Here is a 15,408-nt window from a genome sequence, read left to right on the forward strand (position 1 = left end):
CCTTGCCACCCGACATCGTCAGCAGCCGACCCGCTTCTCCGTTCCCATGATCGAAGTGAGATCCTACGTCGGCCTCGCCTCGGTCTCCTCGGTCCAGGACATGTCACAGGGCCTGTCCTTATAGTGCACGCAGCCCGGGCCCTCGCTCTCAGCCTGCGCCGTGGCGGCAGAGCCCGTCACGATCGCTACGGCAATGCCCAGGCCGACCAGTATTTTCCGCACGTTTGCGCCTCCCATCACGCCAGGGGCCGAGCTTAACGAAGGCTGCTTTTATTTTGCTTTCGATCGCTTCGCTGGGCGAGTTAGACCTGGTCACAGGAGTGGCGCCGTCGAATGGCGACGGCCATCGCATGATCCTCCGAAGGCGCAAGTCAAGATCGAAGGAGAACACGTGATGGCCGTGGACAACAGTGTCCGGCGCCGGCTACGGCCGGCGCAGCGACGAGCGGGCGAACCGGCGTCAGGGCTACCGCACCCGCCGCTAACGCAATGAGGCGAGGCGGCGCCAGCAGATGAGTGCGCAGCCCCGGGCCGGTCTGCCCACCTTATGACGCTCTGACCTGCGAGGAGTCCACCGCGGCCCGGGAGAAGTCGAGTGCGTCGGCGGCCCGCAACCGGTCGAGCAGCATCTCATGCAATCGCTGCCAGACGCCGGCCTTGTTCCACTCGGCCAGCCGCCGCCAGCACGTCATGCCCGAGCCGTAGCCGAGTTCTTGAGGCAGGTGCTCCCAGGCGATCCCGGTGTGCAGCACGAACAAGATGCCCTGCAAGGCAAGCCGGTCATCCAGCCGCTTACGTCCTGGATGCCGAAACCCCCGCTGACGCTGCGGCAACAACGACTCGATCACCGCCCACAGCTCGTCGCTGACCTCCCACGGCTTCAGCCCTGAGAAGGTCACCCGTCATCGGCACCCGCAGGATCCCCGGCGAGCGGGCAGTTGCGCCTGAGCAGCGAAAAGCGAGATCATCACGCATGCTCGACCCCTTGCCCGATGACGATGGGACTTCACCGACGGTTTCCACGCCGCATTTCGTGGGTCGTGATCGGGAGATGGCGGCGCTTCGGGTCGCCTTGGCCCGGCCGCCGGCGATCGTGCTGGTCGAGGGCGAGGCGGGGATCGGGAAGAGCCGGCTGCTGCGGGAGTGGCTGGCCGCGCCGGACCAGCGCACTGCCTTGGTCTCGGTGTGCCCACCGCTTCGCGAGTCGCTGACGTTGGGGCCGATCGTCGACGCGTTCCGTGGCATCGACCGCCCGGTGTCGCGATCGGGGCTCACCGAGCTCGCGGGTGCGTTACGGCCCCTGTTTCCTGAATGGTCCGCGGACCTGCCGCCCGCGTTGCCGCCTTTGAACGATGCGAAGGCGGCACGGCATCGCCTGTTCCGCGCCCTGGACGAGCTGCTGCGGGCTCTGCACGTCGACGTTCTCGTGCTCGAGGACGCTCACTGGGCGGACGAGGTGACCTTGGAGTTCCTGCTGTTCGTCGCCTCTCGCCAGCAATCGGACGGGCCGAGCCTCGTGATCTCCTATCGGCCGGAGGAGGTGGACGCCGGATCGCTGTTGCTGCGGCTGACGTCCCGGTTTCCGGCCGGCGTGACCCAGCTGAGGATCGCCCTGGCGCCGCTGCGACCCGGCGACACGGCGGCGCTGGTGTCCTCGATGCTGGACGGCAACCCGATATCGCAGGAGTTCACGACGTTCATGCACGAGCGGACCGGTGGGGTGCCTCTGGTGCTGGAGGAGTCGGTTCGCCTCATGTGCGACCGGGCCGACCTCGTCTTCCGCGACGGGCAGTGGGTCCGGCTGAAGCTGCGCAAACTCCAGGTGCCGCCGACGGTGCGCGACTCCACCCGGGAGCGGGTGGGCCGTCTGTCACCGACGGCGCAGCAGGTGTTGCGAGCCGCGGCCACGCTGGCCGAGCGGTCATCGGTGGCCACGATCGCGATGACCGCCGGTCTGTCGCCGGCCGCGTGCCGAGGCGCCATCGCGGAGGCGGCCGACGTCGGCGTCCTGGACGGGGACGACCGCGGCCAGTGGCGGTTCCGGCACGTGCTGGCCGCCACGGCCGTCTACGAAGCGATCCCGTTGACCGACCGCAGACGCTTCCACCTGCTGGCCGGCCGGGCCTTGGAGGGCATCCATCCGCCGCCTGTCGCCCGCCTCGCCCACCACTTCCGTGAGGCGGGCGAGACACGGTCCTGGGCGCGGTACGCGGAGCAGGGTGCCGAGCTGGCCATGGCCTCGGGTGACCACACCAAGGCGGTCGACCTGCTGCTCGATCTGTTCTCGTGGTCCGAGCTGCCGCCGGCGGATCGGGCACGGGTCGCGCGCATCGCCGGAGTAGCCGCACTGGGCCGTCGTGAACCGGTCGACGAGGTCTACCACCGGGTGATCCGTACCTTGCGCTCGGCGCTGGAGACCCCCGGGCTCTCCGCCCGCCAGCAGGCCGAGATCCGTAACCCCTTGGGCCGGCTCCTGATCATCGGGGGTGAGGCGCAGGCCGCGCTCGGCGAGCTTGAGCAAGCGGTGACCAACCTCGACCATGACCCGGTCGAGGCGGCCCGGGCGATGACCTATCTCGGGTGGGCCTACGCGGGACCGTGGCCGGCGTCGACCCATCGGCGCTGGCTGGATCGCGCCGCTGAGCTCACCGCCGAGGTCGACTCTCCCGCGGAGCGGCTGAACCTGGCCGGCAACCGAGCCGCCGCGTTGCTCATGCTCGGCGAGGAGGAGGCCTGGGACGTCGTCGCCGGCCTGCCCGTCGACGGCGCGACCTCGGCGGAGCGTCTCGACGTGGCCCGCATCCACACCAATGTCGGGACCGGCGCACTGATCTGGGGCCGGTACGCCGACGCGGAGAAACACCTCGTTGTGGCCATGCGCCTCGCCGAGTCCGAGCAGGCGTCCCGGCTGCAGCACAACGTCCGGCTCGAACAGAGCAACCTGGCGTGGTTCACCGGCCGGTGGGAGGGTCTCGCGGAGGCGAGCGCGGAGCTCGCCGACGCCGACCGGGACCGGCCGGCGCTCTACCTCGGCAGCGTTCGCCTCGCGGCCCGGCTGGCGGCCGCCGCCGGACGGCGGCGCGCCGCGAGGGAGCAGTTCCGGCTGGTCCTTGAGGAGTCCGCCCGTCTCGGCGCGGCCGACGACACGATGGAGGCCGCCGCCGCGCTGGCCAGGCTGTGGCTGACGGAGGGGAACAGCGGCCGGGCGCTGCAGATCACGGACGAGCCGATGGACACGGTCCGGCGAAAGGGCATCTGGGTCTGGGCGGCGGACCTCGTCCCCGCCCGGATCGAGGCGCATCTCGTCGCGGGCGACCTGCGGGCCGCGACCCGCCTGGGCGACCGGTTCGCCAGAGGACTGCGCGGCCGCACGGCGCCTGCGCCTCGCGCCGCCCTCGCCGTATGCCGTGCTCTGCTGGCCACCGCCGCCGGAGACCACGCCCGCGCGGCGAGGGCGTACGACCGGGCGGCGCGCGCCTGGGACGCGTTGCCGCGCCCCTACGACGCCATGCTCGCCCGCGAGCGTCAAGCCGAGGCGCTCATCGCGCAAGGCCATGTCGAACAGGGCCGGGAACTGCTGGCCGCACAGTACGAGCAGCTGTTCAGGCTCGGAGCCCGCGGCGATGCGGACCGTGTCGCACAGCGGCTTCGCGAACACGGCGCCGAGGTTCCGCGATTGTGGCGCGGCGGCCGGCGGGGGTACGGTGACCGGCTCTCACCTCGTGAGCTCGACGTGGTCCGGCTGGTCGTCGCCGGCAAGACGAACCGGGAGATCAGCCGGATCCTGGCCAAGTCACCGGCCACGGTGGATCAACAGCTGCGTGCGGCGATGCGCAAGTTGAAGGTGAGCACCCGGACCGCGCTCGCGGTCAAGGCAGTAGAGGCCGGAGTGTTCGCGGAAGAGGATTCCTTCGGCGACCTGTCATGAAAATTGACGTATCCGCCGGATAGCGAAGATCGCTCGTCACCCCGAGCATGACTCCATGATCCATCGCCCTAGGGCAGTGCATGCCTGAGCGACCTGTCGCGCGTGACGACTTCCCCATCGAGCACCAGCGACCCCTTGAGCCGTCGCGCGGAGCCTTCAGCACCCCTGACGCCCCCGACGCCCCTGACGCCCCCGACACCCGGGATGACGGCGATGACGGCGACGACGAGAGCCACGACCCCTACCAACCCCTGTAGGCCGGAGGACCCCCCACGTGAGACTGCAAGCCCTCGTCACTTCGCTGGCCTTAGCGGTCGGCCTGTGCATGATCTCGCCGCCACCGGCGTCGGCCGCTGAGCCGGATCCCGGTGCACCCGTTGACAAGATCGCGTCGGACCTGAAGGGCCGTTTCCGCACGGAGACGGTCTCCGACTTCTGGATCACGTTCGACACCAAGGCCGACCTCGCGCCGGCGAAGAAGCTCGCCGACTGGACCGCTCGCGGTCAGTTCGTCTACGACGCGCTGAACGCCGCGGCCAAGGCCTCCGCGGCGTCCGTCTCCGCCGAACTCGACGCGGCGGGCGTGAAGTACACCTCCTACCCGCTCGTCAACGCCGTGCTCGTCAAGGGTGGCACGCAGAAGCTCGCGCTCGACGTCGCCTCGATCGGGCAGGTCGCCGAGATCCAGGCGTCGCCGCAGGTCGCGCTGGTCGAGCCCATCGACGAGAAGACGCCGGACGACCAGGCCACCCGCCCCGCCGCCCCCAAGGACGCCTCCAAGGACGCCTCCAAGGACGCCTCCAAGGAAGCCGCCGAGGACGGCACCGTCTCGTGGGGTCTGGACGCCATTCACGCCCCCGAGGCCTGGGCCATGGGGGCCACCGGTTCGGGCATCACCGTGTCCAACCTCGACTCGGGCGTTCAGTTCGACCACCCCGCACTGACGCGGCAGTACCGCGGCAGGAAGCCCGACGGCACCGTCGACCACAACTACAACTGGATGGCCACCCGGGGCACGTGCACCGGAACGCCGTGCGACGACGACGGACACGGCACGCACACCATGGGCACCATGGTCGGCGACGACGGCACCAACCACGTCGGCGTCGCCCCGGACGCGCAGTGGATCGCGACGAACGGCTGCTGCGAGAGCACCGGCGTCGAGTCGTTGCTCAAGTCCGGCTGGTGGTTGCTCGCCCCGACCGACGTCAACGGGAACAACCCCGACCCGTCCAAGCGCCCCCACGTCATCAACAACTCGTGGGGCCAGACCCTCGAGCACAACTTCGACGACTTCTTCCGGGCCATCGACGAGGCCTGGAGCGCCGCGGGCATCTTCAGCACCTGGTCGTCGGGCAACTCCTCGCCGTACGCGGCGTGCGACACCGTCTCCTCGCCCGGCTCCGCCGAGAGTGCCTACTCGGTCGGTGCCTACGCGTCGGACGGCACGCTCGCGTTGTTCTCCCGCAAGGGCGAGGGTGAAGGCGGCCGGATCAAGCCCGAGATCTCCGCTCCGGGCGTCGCCGTCACCTCCTCCTACCCGAACGACAGTTACATCGCGATGTCCGGCACCTCTATGGCGGCTCCCCACGTCGCCGGCGCCGTCGCCGCCCTGTGGAGCTACGACCCGACCCTGATCGGGCAGGTCGAGGAGACGCGCCGCCTGCTGGGCGAGTCGGCCGCCGACGTCGACGACACCGAGTGCGGCGGCACCGCCGGCTTCAACAACAAGTACGGCGAAGGCCGGCTCGACCTCGTCCGCCTGCTCAAGCTCGCTCCCCGGGAGGGCGGTACCCTCACCGGTGTCGTCACCGCCGACGGCGCCCCGGTCTCCGGCGCCGACGTGACGATCAGCGGACCGTTCAGCCGCTCCGTCGGGACCGACAAGGACGGCCGGTTCACGGTGAGCCTCCCAGTCGGCGACTACCAGCTCAGCACCAAGCCCTTCGGGTACCTGACCGCGACCGCGAGCGCCACGATCGCCCTCGGCCAGGACGCCTCGGTCCAGATCGCGCTCACCGCCGCCGCGCGCCACGACATCAGCGGCAGGGTCGTCGACGACAAGAAACAGCCCGTCCCGAACGCCGACGTCTCCGTCAAGGACACGCCGCTGGACGCCGTGCGCACGGACGCCGGCGGCGCGTTCACGATCGCCGGTGTGCCGGAGGGCCAGTACGGGCTCGCCGTCACGCCCAACGCCTGCTTCTCGCCGGCGTCCGTCCCGCTGACCGTCGGCGCCGAGAACCAGCCGCTGGAGATCCCGGTCGGGCTCGTCGTCGACAAGGGCGGCTACAGCTGCTCCGTCTCCGAGGGTGAGTACCTGCGCGGCACCGACCCGGTCACGTACGGGAGCGGCGTGTGGGCGACGGTGAACCTGCCGTTCCCGATCGCGCTCTACAACGGCAGCCACGACAGCCTCGCGATCAGCCTGCGCGGCGTGATCTCCCCGAACAACTCCACCGGACCCGGTTTCGGCGGCGCGGGCCTCTTCCCGTTCACCGTCTCGTCCCCCGTCCAGTTCGCCTCCGGCGGGGGAGTCTTCACGGCGGCCACCAAGGTCGACGGCGAGGACGCGTTCGTCATCGAGTTCCGCGACGCCAAGATCTGGGCCTACCCGATCCGGTCCGAGTACACGGAGCCGGTCAGCTTCTCGGCCACGCTCACCCGCTCGGGCAAGGTGATCTACGGGTACGGCGACGGCATCGGCACGGACGACGAGGTGACCGGCGGCGCCCGCGCCATCACCGGCATCCAGGGCTGGGCCGGTGTGGACGGCATCCGGTTCTCCGAGAACGTCCCGGTGCTCCACGACGGAATGATCGTCACCTACGATCTTCCGGACTGGGGCTACCTCGACGCGACCGTCGTCGACAAGAACGACGGGCTGCCGGTGTCCGGGGCCAAGGTCTCGTTCACCGACAAGAACGGCCTCGTCGAGAGCGTCACGACCAACGGGACGGGCGTCGTGCACCGCCAGCTGCCGGTCGCCGGCTACACGATGACCGTCGAGGCGCCGAACTACGTGACGGGGTCGTACGACTTCACCCTCGACAAGCTCTTCGCGAAGGCGACGATCGACGCGCGCCTCACCACGGGCGTCGCCGGCCTGAAGCCGAGCGGCCTCGACGCCGTGATGGGAACCGGCCAGAACGGTGTGGGCTCGCTGACGCTGACCAACACCGGTTCCGCACCGCTCACGTACGACCTGGGCGAGGCCGGGCGCCACCACGAGCTCGACACCGCCGGCGCCACCACGCGCACCGGGACGGGTGCGGACAGCACGATCGACCTCAAGGCGTGGAAGGCCGAAGCGAGCGGCATGAAGCCGTCGGACGTCGACGGCAAGGCCGCGAAGGCGAGCGCCGCGGAAGCGAAGGCGGCCGACAAGGTCGGCAAGACCTCCGGCGGCGACGTCATCACCCGCATCGAGATCCCTGGCACGATCGCGGAGAAGGAACCCTCCGGCATCGGGTACGACGGCGACGTGTGGGTGCACGACTACAACGCGCGGACCAACACCGCCTACACCGTGACGGGCAAGCCGACCGGCAAGGTCTTCGACGCCTCGTGGAACCCCAAGTACCGGGCGTTCGACATGGCGCTCGACACCAAGACCGGTGACATGTGCCAGATGGAAGACAGCCCGGCCAGTTACATCCACTGCTTCGACCGGGAGACCGGGAAGGAGACCCGGCAGATCAAGGGTGACTGGTCCACGCTGCAGCTGACCGGACTCGCCTACAACCCCGCCGAGGACGTGTTCTACGTCGGCGGCCGGGCGAACGGCCTGATCGGAACCGTCGCCGGGACGTCGCACGACAACGCGGGTGCGCTGCTGTCCTTCTGCGCCCCGCCGCTGCCCGAGGTGATGGGCCTGGCCTACAACCAGGCCTCCGACACCATCTGGTACACCGACCTCACCTCGGACAGGCCCACCCGCCTGCTGCAGGTCGACCCCGACGACTGCTCGCTCGTCAACGCGTGGTGGTTCCCCGGCCAGAAGGTAGGCCAGGGTGGCGGCCTCGAGACCGACTCGACCGGGGCGCTGTGGGCGGCGGACCAGATCGCCGACGACGTCGTGCTGGTCGACGTCGAGGACGACCTGATCACCGACCTGCCCTGGCTGTCGCTCTCCTCGACCGGCGGCACCCTCGCCCCGGGCGAGTCGACGACGGTCAAGGTTTCGATCTCCTCGAAGGACGCCGACCCGGGCACTCTCGGCGCGAACATCATCGTGCGGTCCGACTCCGGACGGCAGCCCAAGACCTACGTCCCGGTGACGCTCACGACCACGAAGTACCAGGTCGGCGTCAACGCCGGTGGCCGCTCGTTCACCGACGCCTCCGGCTACACCTGGTCCGGCGACCAGGCCGCCCGTGGCAAGGCGTGGGGCTACGCCGGGAAGGGCAAGACGATCTCCACGAGGGCCCCGATCGCGGGCACCGAGGACGACGCCCTGTTCCAGGCTCAGCGCACCGCGCCGGGCGAGGACCTGGTCTACACGTTCCCCGACGCGCCGAAGGGCACCTACGCCGTCGACCTCGGCTTCGCCGAGATCGAGCAGGTCAAGCGGGGCAAGCGGGTGTTCGACGTCCTCATCGACGACGAGCTGACGCAGTACGCCTACGACCCCGTGAAAGCCGCCGGCCCGAACACCGCCGACTGGCACACCGCAGTGGTGCAGCACGACGGCGGTCCGCTGACCGTGGAGCTGAGGGGCAGCAAGGGCCTGCGGGCTCCGAGCATCGCGGCGCTGCGTGTGACGCTCGATCCGCGCGGAGACAAGGAGGAGGAGCCCCAGCCCGAGGAGCCGGAGCCGGGCCCCGTGCCCGTGTCCCCGGCCGGTCGTTCGTACGCGATGAAGGTGAGCGACGGGCTCTACCGCCAGGGTACGCAGGACTCCGGGTGGCACGGCGATGACTCCTGCGGCGTGCTGTGGTTCGACTCCAGCTTCCTGTTCCCGTTCTACGACACGGCCTGGGACGGCGTGTGCGTGACGACGAACGGCGCGCTGGTCTTCGACCGGGCCAGCTCTCTGGGGAACAACACGGCGCTGCCGACGCCGTACAAGTTCGACGCGACCTTCCCGTTCTGGGACGACCTGGAGATCGACAACGAGGCGGGCATCTACTTCGGCACCACCGAGGTGGACGGCCTGGCCGCTGAGGTCATCGAGTGGCGCAACGCCGCCTTCCACAGCGACAAGACGGCCCGGGTGAGCTTCTCGGTGACCCTGATCGCGGACGGCCGCATCCAGATCGGGTACGGCGACGGCATCGGCGGCGACAACCCGCTCACCCGCGGGTCGTCGGCGACGGTCGGCGTGGAGAGCCTAAAGGGCAACCCCGCGAGCCAGTACTCCTTCAACCAGCCCATCCTGAAGGCCGGTCTGGGGCTGGAGTACACCCTCCCGGCCGCGGGCACGATCGAGGGCACGGTCACCGACGCGAACGACCGCAAGCCGATCGCGGGCGCGATCGTCACGCTCACCGGGCCGAACGGTGAGCGGGTCATCACCGCCGACGAGAAGGGCCGGTGGAAGGCTCAGGCACTGGTCGGTGAGAACACCGTGCAGGTCTGGGCGCCGAACTACGTCACGGCCAGGCACCCCGTGACCATCGCCAAGAAGGATCAGGCCGAGGTGGTCGACACGGCGTTGGCCACGGGCGTCGCCACCGTCACGGGAGGTGACCTCGACTGGCTCCTCGGCCCGAACCAGAAGGCGACCGCCGAGGTGATCGTGACCAACGCCGGTTCCGCCCCGCTCGAGGTGCGGCTCAGCGAGCAGAAACGCACCAGTGACGGCGGGCACGAGGCCGCCGACCTTCCGTGGCTGACCCTCACGGGCCCGGCCGCGGCCGGCCCGGTCAAGCTCGCGGCCGGCGAGTCCACCACGGTCACGGCAACGGCCGACAACGCCGCGGTCGCGCCCGGCGTGCTCGTCGGGGACGTGCTCGTGGCGTCGAACGCCGGCAAGGGCGAAGCCCAGCTCCGACCGGTCAGCCTGGCGACCTCGGCCTACTGGCAGGGCGTCGACGCGGGCGGGTCCGGGCACGTCGGTGCCGACGGCTTCGTCTGGTCGCCCGACCAGAAACTCGGCTCGCGGCCGTGGGGCTACGTCGGCGGCACGGCGCGTACCACCAAGGCCGGCATCGGCGGCACGGAGGACGACGACCTGTTCCGCACCCAGCGGACCGGTGAGACGTTCGCCTACGTGTTCAAGAACGCGCCCGCCGGGATGTACCGGATCGGCCTCGACTTCGCGGAGATCGAGAAGGTCAAGGTCGGCAAGCGTGCCTTCGATGTCCTGGTCGACGGCAAGGTAGCGCTCCACGACCACGACGTGCAGAAGAAGGTGGGTGCGCTGACCGCGGACGTGAACACGGTCACCGTCGAGCACGGCGGTGGCGATCTGAAGGTCGAGTTTCTCCGCGAGATCGGGGAGCGCGACCCGATCCTCAACGCCCTGAAGGTCCAGCAGGACCCGCGCCTATGAGATAGCCAAGTGGTCAGAGCCTCCTCGGAAAGGTCGCCGTGGAGGCTCTGGCCACGCCTGCCGAGTACGGCAACGCCTCACATGCCGTTTGAGATGCGTACCAGAAGCACCAGCATGGCGCAGGCGATCGCGACCCAGGAGAGGATCAGCGCAGCCTGGTTGACGCCTCGGCCGCCGTAACGGCCCGGGGAAGCTGATATCGCCTGGTTCGACTGGCCGGCCAGTCGGCGGGCCTTTATGGACAGCACGATGCCGACTGCCGTCAAGACAAGGATTGTGAGGATGTCCCACAGCGCCTGCCCGATGACAGATTGGATGATCTCAGAGCTGCCACCCGCGGCCTTCACGGTGTCGATGTAGCTCGATACGCCCACTGCGGCGAAGTCGCCGATCCGCCATGCGGCCCAGGTCAGCGACAGCAGCGAGGCGCTCGCGAGCCCCAGCGCCCAGAACGCCTTGCCGTGGGTCGGCGGGCTCCCCCGGGATCGCATCACCAGCTCCGGGGGCGGCGCCTGCGCGCGGGCATGGGGCGGCTGCCTGGAGGCCGTCTTCTCCCAGCTCGGCCGCTCGGCATCCGGGGGTGACGTCCGCCCGTTCCGCGGACCCGTGGTCACGTCGGCAGGTTGGGGCGCGGTGACGATGGCTTCGACGTGGATCGCCGTCTCCTGGATGGGGTCTTTCAGGAGGATGTCACCTTGGACGGAGCCTTGGTGGGAGGTGTCCGGGGATATGTGGAGCCCCGTGGCGTCCTGTTCGACGTGGATGCCGCAGTTGCTTACCTGGAACGAGCAGGCGCGGGCCAGAGGTGGGCCGAGGACGGGCACGGTATGGCTGGGCGTGGAGTGTTGGGGCACCTGTCCGAAGTCCACCCGGTGCTCGGCCGGCTGAACGAGCGCTTCGCGCAGGGCCTCCTGGGCCGCCGTGGCGATGTAGTCGATGTCGTTGTGCGCCATCTCCTGCAGCGCGTCCCGGGCACCGGCGGCGGCCGGAAGATTGTCACTGGTGAGCCGATGCCGAAGCTCGGTGATCGCGCCGCGCCGGGCGAAGATGCTCGGATCGGTCATGGCCGCCCGGAGGTCCGGCGGCACGGGCAGCGGCTGGATCCGGCGTCGCCCGCTCCGCGCCAGGTACAGCTCGCCCTGCAGGTCGAAGCTCCGGCTCGGGGTCTGGTTCGGGTTCTGGTCGCGGACCCGGTCGAAGACGTAGTCGTACAGCTCGTCCAGCGAGACCTGGCCGTCCTCGTCGCTGTCGGCGTCCCCGGTGACCAGGCCCTCCACCAGGGCGTTGGTGAAGATCGACGGCCGCGGCCCGGACTCTTCGGACAGCTGGTCACCTTCGAAGGCGTACTCCATCGAGGTGGACGCGGTGATGACGGCCTGCCCGCGCCCGCCATGCCCCGAACTCTGCCCGGCGAAGCTGTCCAGCACGTTGACGTCGCCGGACGCGCGCACCACGGCCCCTTCGGTGAAGGCTCCGCCGTAGCAGCAGTCCAGGAACAGCACGATGCTCCTGGACCGGCTACCGCGCATGCAGCGCTGGACGAAGTCGGCCGGAACGGCGGTGGAGCCGAGACGGTCGGGGCGAGTGTTGCGGGCGGCGAAGAACAGCTCCCCTGACTCGCTCTTCACCCCGTGGCAGGACAGGTGCAGCACCAGCAGGTCCCCCGGTACGGCGTCCAGGAAGAAGTCCTCGATGTGGCCGGCCATCTGGTACGCGGGCTCGTTGTGCACCACACGCACCTCGAACCCGCCGATGCCCGGATCGCCGAGCGCCCTGGCCAGTGCCCTGGCGTCCTGGACCGGCGATCGCAGCCGCCCCAGCGAAGGGTTCTCGTACACGTCGTTGGCGATGATCAGCGCCTTCCGCCCGCCGCTCACCGCCCGTCTCCCGCCGGGGCGTGCCGGTCGGCGAATAGCTTGAGCAGCCTGACCTGTTCGTCGCTCGACGCCTGGGAGAGCTCCAGTACGTCCCCGTCCAGCTCGATCCGCACCATCCGCTTGGCCTCGCCCCTGCGGCCCATCCACTGGAAGACGGTGCCGAGGACGGCCTGGAGCGCGGCGGCCGACTGTCCCAGGCTGACCACGAGCTCGCCGATCATGGCGACGTCCACCGCCCTGGCTCCGGGCGGCGGGGGCCCCGTCCTGACCGGCGTCACATCCTCCACGTCCAGCTCAAGCAGCTGTCCACGCAGGAACCTGGTGAGCTTGTCCAGCCGTTCGGAGTCGGAGTCTTCCTCGGAGAGGTAGAGGTTCAGCTGGGCTCCCATCGGTCTCCTCCTCTCGCTGGCGGTGCTCCGGCGAGCGAGCCTGGTGTTCGCCTCTGTTATCCACGCTAGGCCACACAAGAATGGTCATCACCTGCGAGATCCCACGATCGAGAAGATCCTTGGACCGAACGTGACTCACTCTCCCAAGACGGCCCCTGGGAGAGTGGGCGGACCGTACGGGCGTAGACCGACAGCCGGTCACTCAGAGGCGGTGACACGATTTCCGCACCACACGTGCGACCGTGGTGTCGTCGAAAAGGCCGCCCTAACGTTCCGATAAACCCTATCGCTGCCAGACGGTGTAGAAGAGGGGCAATGGTGCCTTTTCATCACCTATGGGTGGTATTGAGCGTATCTGGATACCGACGATGTTGCCTTCTACGGTGAGGGCGCAGGCCCAGCCGCCCGCTTTCATGTCGGCCATGGCGATCTGGTCGTAGGTTCGTTTCTTCAGATCTGCCTCGCAGGACTTGGCGGTGGGCTTGCCTGAGACGGGGGTGATCGGCTGAGCACCGCCGCCGGAAGTCCACAACGCACGGTACGGGCTGACGTACCACAGGTCACTGCTGTCGGGGATGATCTCGCCAATCTTCCCACTTTCCACATCGAGATAGTCCTGGTCCATCAGCGAAACCCGACCTTGGTGCAGGACGGTTCCCGAGGCTGCGGCGCTCGTCTCGCCGGCCGGGGAATCTGTTGGCGATGGAGTTTCGCTCGTCTCTGGTGTGGTGGATGCGGGGCTGGTAATCGAAGCCTGGGGGCCGGCGTGCTCGCTGGCGGCTGGACGGAGCTGGTGTTGTGGCCGGCCGCGTTGCTCGAAGGCTGAGAACGCTCGCCCTGCCAAGGCCGGACCAGGAGGAGGGTAACGGCGGCGAGGGCCGCCGTCGCGGCCGCAGACAACAGGAAGAGACGCCGACTCCATCCCACTGGCGTGCCGGGTTCCGCTGGATCGCGTGGGGAGCCTGTACCTGCCGTTTCGGCGATCTGGTGTACTCCCGGCGCACCCATGGCGTCCTTCGCGCCTGCGGTTGGCCCGTGGCCCGTCCTCTCGCCGTCCGTCGGCGGGCCAGCCGAAGCCGGTTGGCCATTACGGGAGGACAGGAGCACGCTGTACCCCGACAACCCCAGTCCGGCCAGGCCGGTGAAGGCGCCGAGCACGCTGGCTAGCTGATCGGCTTGTTCGAGGCCCATCTGCAAGAACACCCCGCCCAGCACCACGAACCCAGCCCCGGCCACCAGGGCGACCCACATAACCGTCCGCTTCGCTCTCCGCGCTGCCACCCCTTTATGGTGATCCTGCGCCTCCGCAGAGTAGGCGCTTCCGGCGACTTGTAATCAATCTGCTACTCACTGCGATCTCACCTGGCCCCATACGGCGGTGACCCTTGGTGTCGGCAATGCTTCTTCCACCCGGTAGAAACGCTCACGCATTCGGAGGTGGGAGCGACTACCGTCAAATGACACTCCGCGATACTCAGGGATCTTGCTTCTGATCCGGCGGTCGCAGGTTCGAAGCCTGCAGGGCGCGCGTACGCCGAACGTTCGCCGCGCTGATGCTCCCCGCGGGTGCCCGCGGCGGCCCTCGTCGGGCACGGGCACGGACACTGAGGGCGGCCGGAGGCAGGCCGCGTGGTGACGACCCGCGGTTCTTCACCTGTGCGGACCGCGTCGAAGGCGGCGGTGAAGGGCGGGTCGCGATCATGCGAACGCTAGTCGCGGAGCCGGGGCGGAGCGGTCGCCGAGTCGCGGATCACCAGTTCGGGTTGGGGGTCGGTGATGACGCCGCCGGCGCTCGGCCGTCCCGCGATCAGGTCGTAGAGCGCCTCGACGCCGGCCCGGCCGAGTTGATACATGGGCATCCGGACCGCGGTGACGGCCGGGCGCAGGTGCCGCATCAGGTCGACGTCGTGGATGCCGACCACCGACAGCTGGTCGGGGATGGCGATGCCGAGGTCGCGGGCGGCGGCGAGGACCCCGACCGCGCTCATGATGTTGTTGACGACGATGGCGGTCGGCGCGGTCGGCGCCTGCATGGCCTGCCGGAGCCCGTCGGCGCCGGCCTGCTCGCCGAACCCGGTGGCCAGGTGCGGGGCCGGTTCAAGGCCGGCGGCTTCCATCGCCTGCCGGTAGCCGAGGTAGCGCTGCTGGGACAGGTATCCCGTGCCCCCGACGAAGACGATGTGGCGGTGGCCGAGGTTGGCCAGGAACCGGGTCGCGATCTCGCCCGCGCGGTGATCGTCCACGTCGATCCAGGGATGGTCCAGTGCGTGTTCCAGGATGAGGATCGGCTTGGGGTGGGAGCGGAGCTCGGCCATCACGTCGTCGTCCAGCAACCCTTCGCCGCGGATCAGGATGCCGTCGACCGTGCCCTGGCTGAGCAGCCGGGTCAGGAACCGGCTGCCGGAGCGCATCGTCTCGGCATCGCCCAGCAGGACCGTCGCGCCGTGCTCGGCCGCCGCCTCGTAGACCCCGTGCCGCAGCGGGCCGTAGACCGGGTTGTCGATCTTGTTGAGGATCATCGCGATCATGTCGGTCTGGTTGAGCCGCAGCGAGCGCGCCGTCTGGTTCGGCTGGTAGCCCAGTTCCCGCATCGCCTGGAGGACCCGGGTGCGGGTGGATTCCTTCATCCGGGTGTGGCTCGTGCCGTTGACCACCGCCGACACCACGGCGAGTGACACCCCAGCCGCCCGTGCGACGTCACGTTGCGTTGCCATGGTG

At 69.4% G+C, this 15,408-nt stretch carries 7 protein-coding genes and 1 pseudogene; 3 read left to right on the top strand and 5 right to left on the bottom strand.

The features are described 5' to 3' along the window. Positions 1 to 551 precede the first annotated feature (551 nt). Positions 552 to 884: pseudogene (locus tag OIE67_RS03390) on the bottom strand (transposase); the annotation flags it as partial. Positions 885 to 973: 89 nt separating this feature from the next. On the opposite strand from OIE67_RS03390, the gene OIE67_RS03395 reads away from it, so the two are divergent. The 3 genes from OIE67_RS03395 (at position 974) to OIE67_RS03405 (ending at position 10,424) form a co-directional block, all read left to right on the top strand. Next, a complete protein-coding gene (locus OIE67_RS03395; RefSeq protein ID WP_326636538.1) occupies positions 974 to 3,928 on the top strand; it encodes a helix-turn-helix transcriptional regulator in 2,955 nt (984 codons plus the stop codon). A gap of 80 nt (positions 3,929 to 4,008) precedes the next feature. Further along, the gene (locus tag OIE67_RS03400; RefSeq protein WP_326636541.1) at positions 4,009 to 4,185 is read left to right on the top strand and encodes a hypothetical protein; all 177 of its coding nucleotides are present in this window, start codon (positions 4,009 to 4,011) and stop codon (positions 4,183 to 4,185) included. A gap of 17 nt (positions 4,186 to 4,202) precedes the next feature. Next, complete coding sequence (locus OIE67_RS03405; RefSeq protein WP_326636543.1) at positions 4,203 to 10,424, top strand: S8 family serine peptidase; 6,222 nt, start codon at positions 4,203 to 4,205, stop codon at positions 10,422 to 10,424. 77 nt (positions 10,425 to 10,501) lie between these two features. On the opposite strand, the gene OIE67_RS03410 is transcribed toward OIE67_RS03405, so the two are convergent. The 4 genes from OIE67_RS03410 to OIE67_RS03425 all read right to left on the bottom strand — a co-directional run bounded on the left by OIE67_RS03410 (position 10,502) and on the right by OIE67_RS03425 (position 15,404). Beyond that, positions 10,502 to 12,301: a caspase, EACC1-associated type gene (locus OIE67_RS03410; protein ID WP_326636545.1), complete on the bottom strand. Its 1,800-nt coding sequence runs from the start codon at positions 12,299 to 12,301 to the stop codon at positions 10,502 to 10,504. Continuing rightward, positions 12,298 to 12,690, bottom strand: coding sequence for an effector-associated constant component EACC1 (locus OIE67_RS03415; RefSeq protein ID WP_326636547.1), 393 nt, complete (start codon positions 12,688 to 12,690; stop codon positions 12,298 to 12,300). The genes OIE67_RS03410 and OIE67_RS03415 overlap by 4 nt, the downstream gene beginning before the upstream one ends. A gap of 283 nt (positions 12,691 to 12,973) precedes the next feature. Next, complete coding sequence (locus OIE67_RS03420) at positions 12,974 to 13,315, bottom strand: hypothetical protein (protein ID WP_326636549.1); 342 nt, start codon at positions 13,313 to 13,315, stop codon at positions 12,974 to 12,976. Between the two features lie 1,084 nt (positions 13,316 to 14,399). Continuing rightward, positions 14,400 to 15,404, bottom strand: a complete 1,005-nt coding sequence (locus OIE67_RS03425; RefSeq protein ID WP_326636551.1) for a LacI family DNA-binding transcriptional regulator — start codon at positions 15,402 to 15,404, stop codon at positions 14,400 to 14,402. Positions 15,405 to 15,408: the final 4 nt, after the last annotated feature.

Origin of the sequence: Nonomuraea fuscirosea, from assembly GCF_035917475.1 — a bacterium.
Lineage (GTDB): Bacteria > Actinomycetota > Actinomycetes > Streptosporangiales > Streptosporangiaceae > Nonomuraea > Nonomuraea fuscirosea.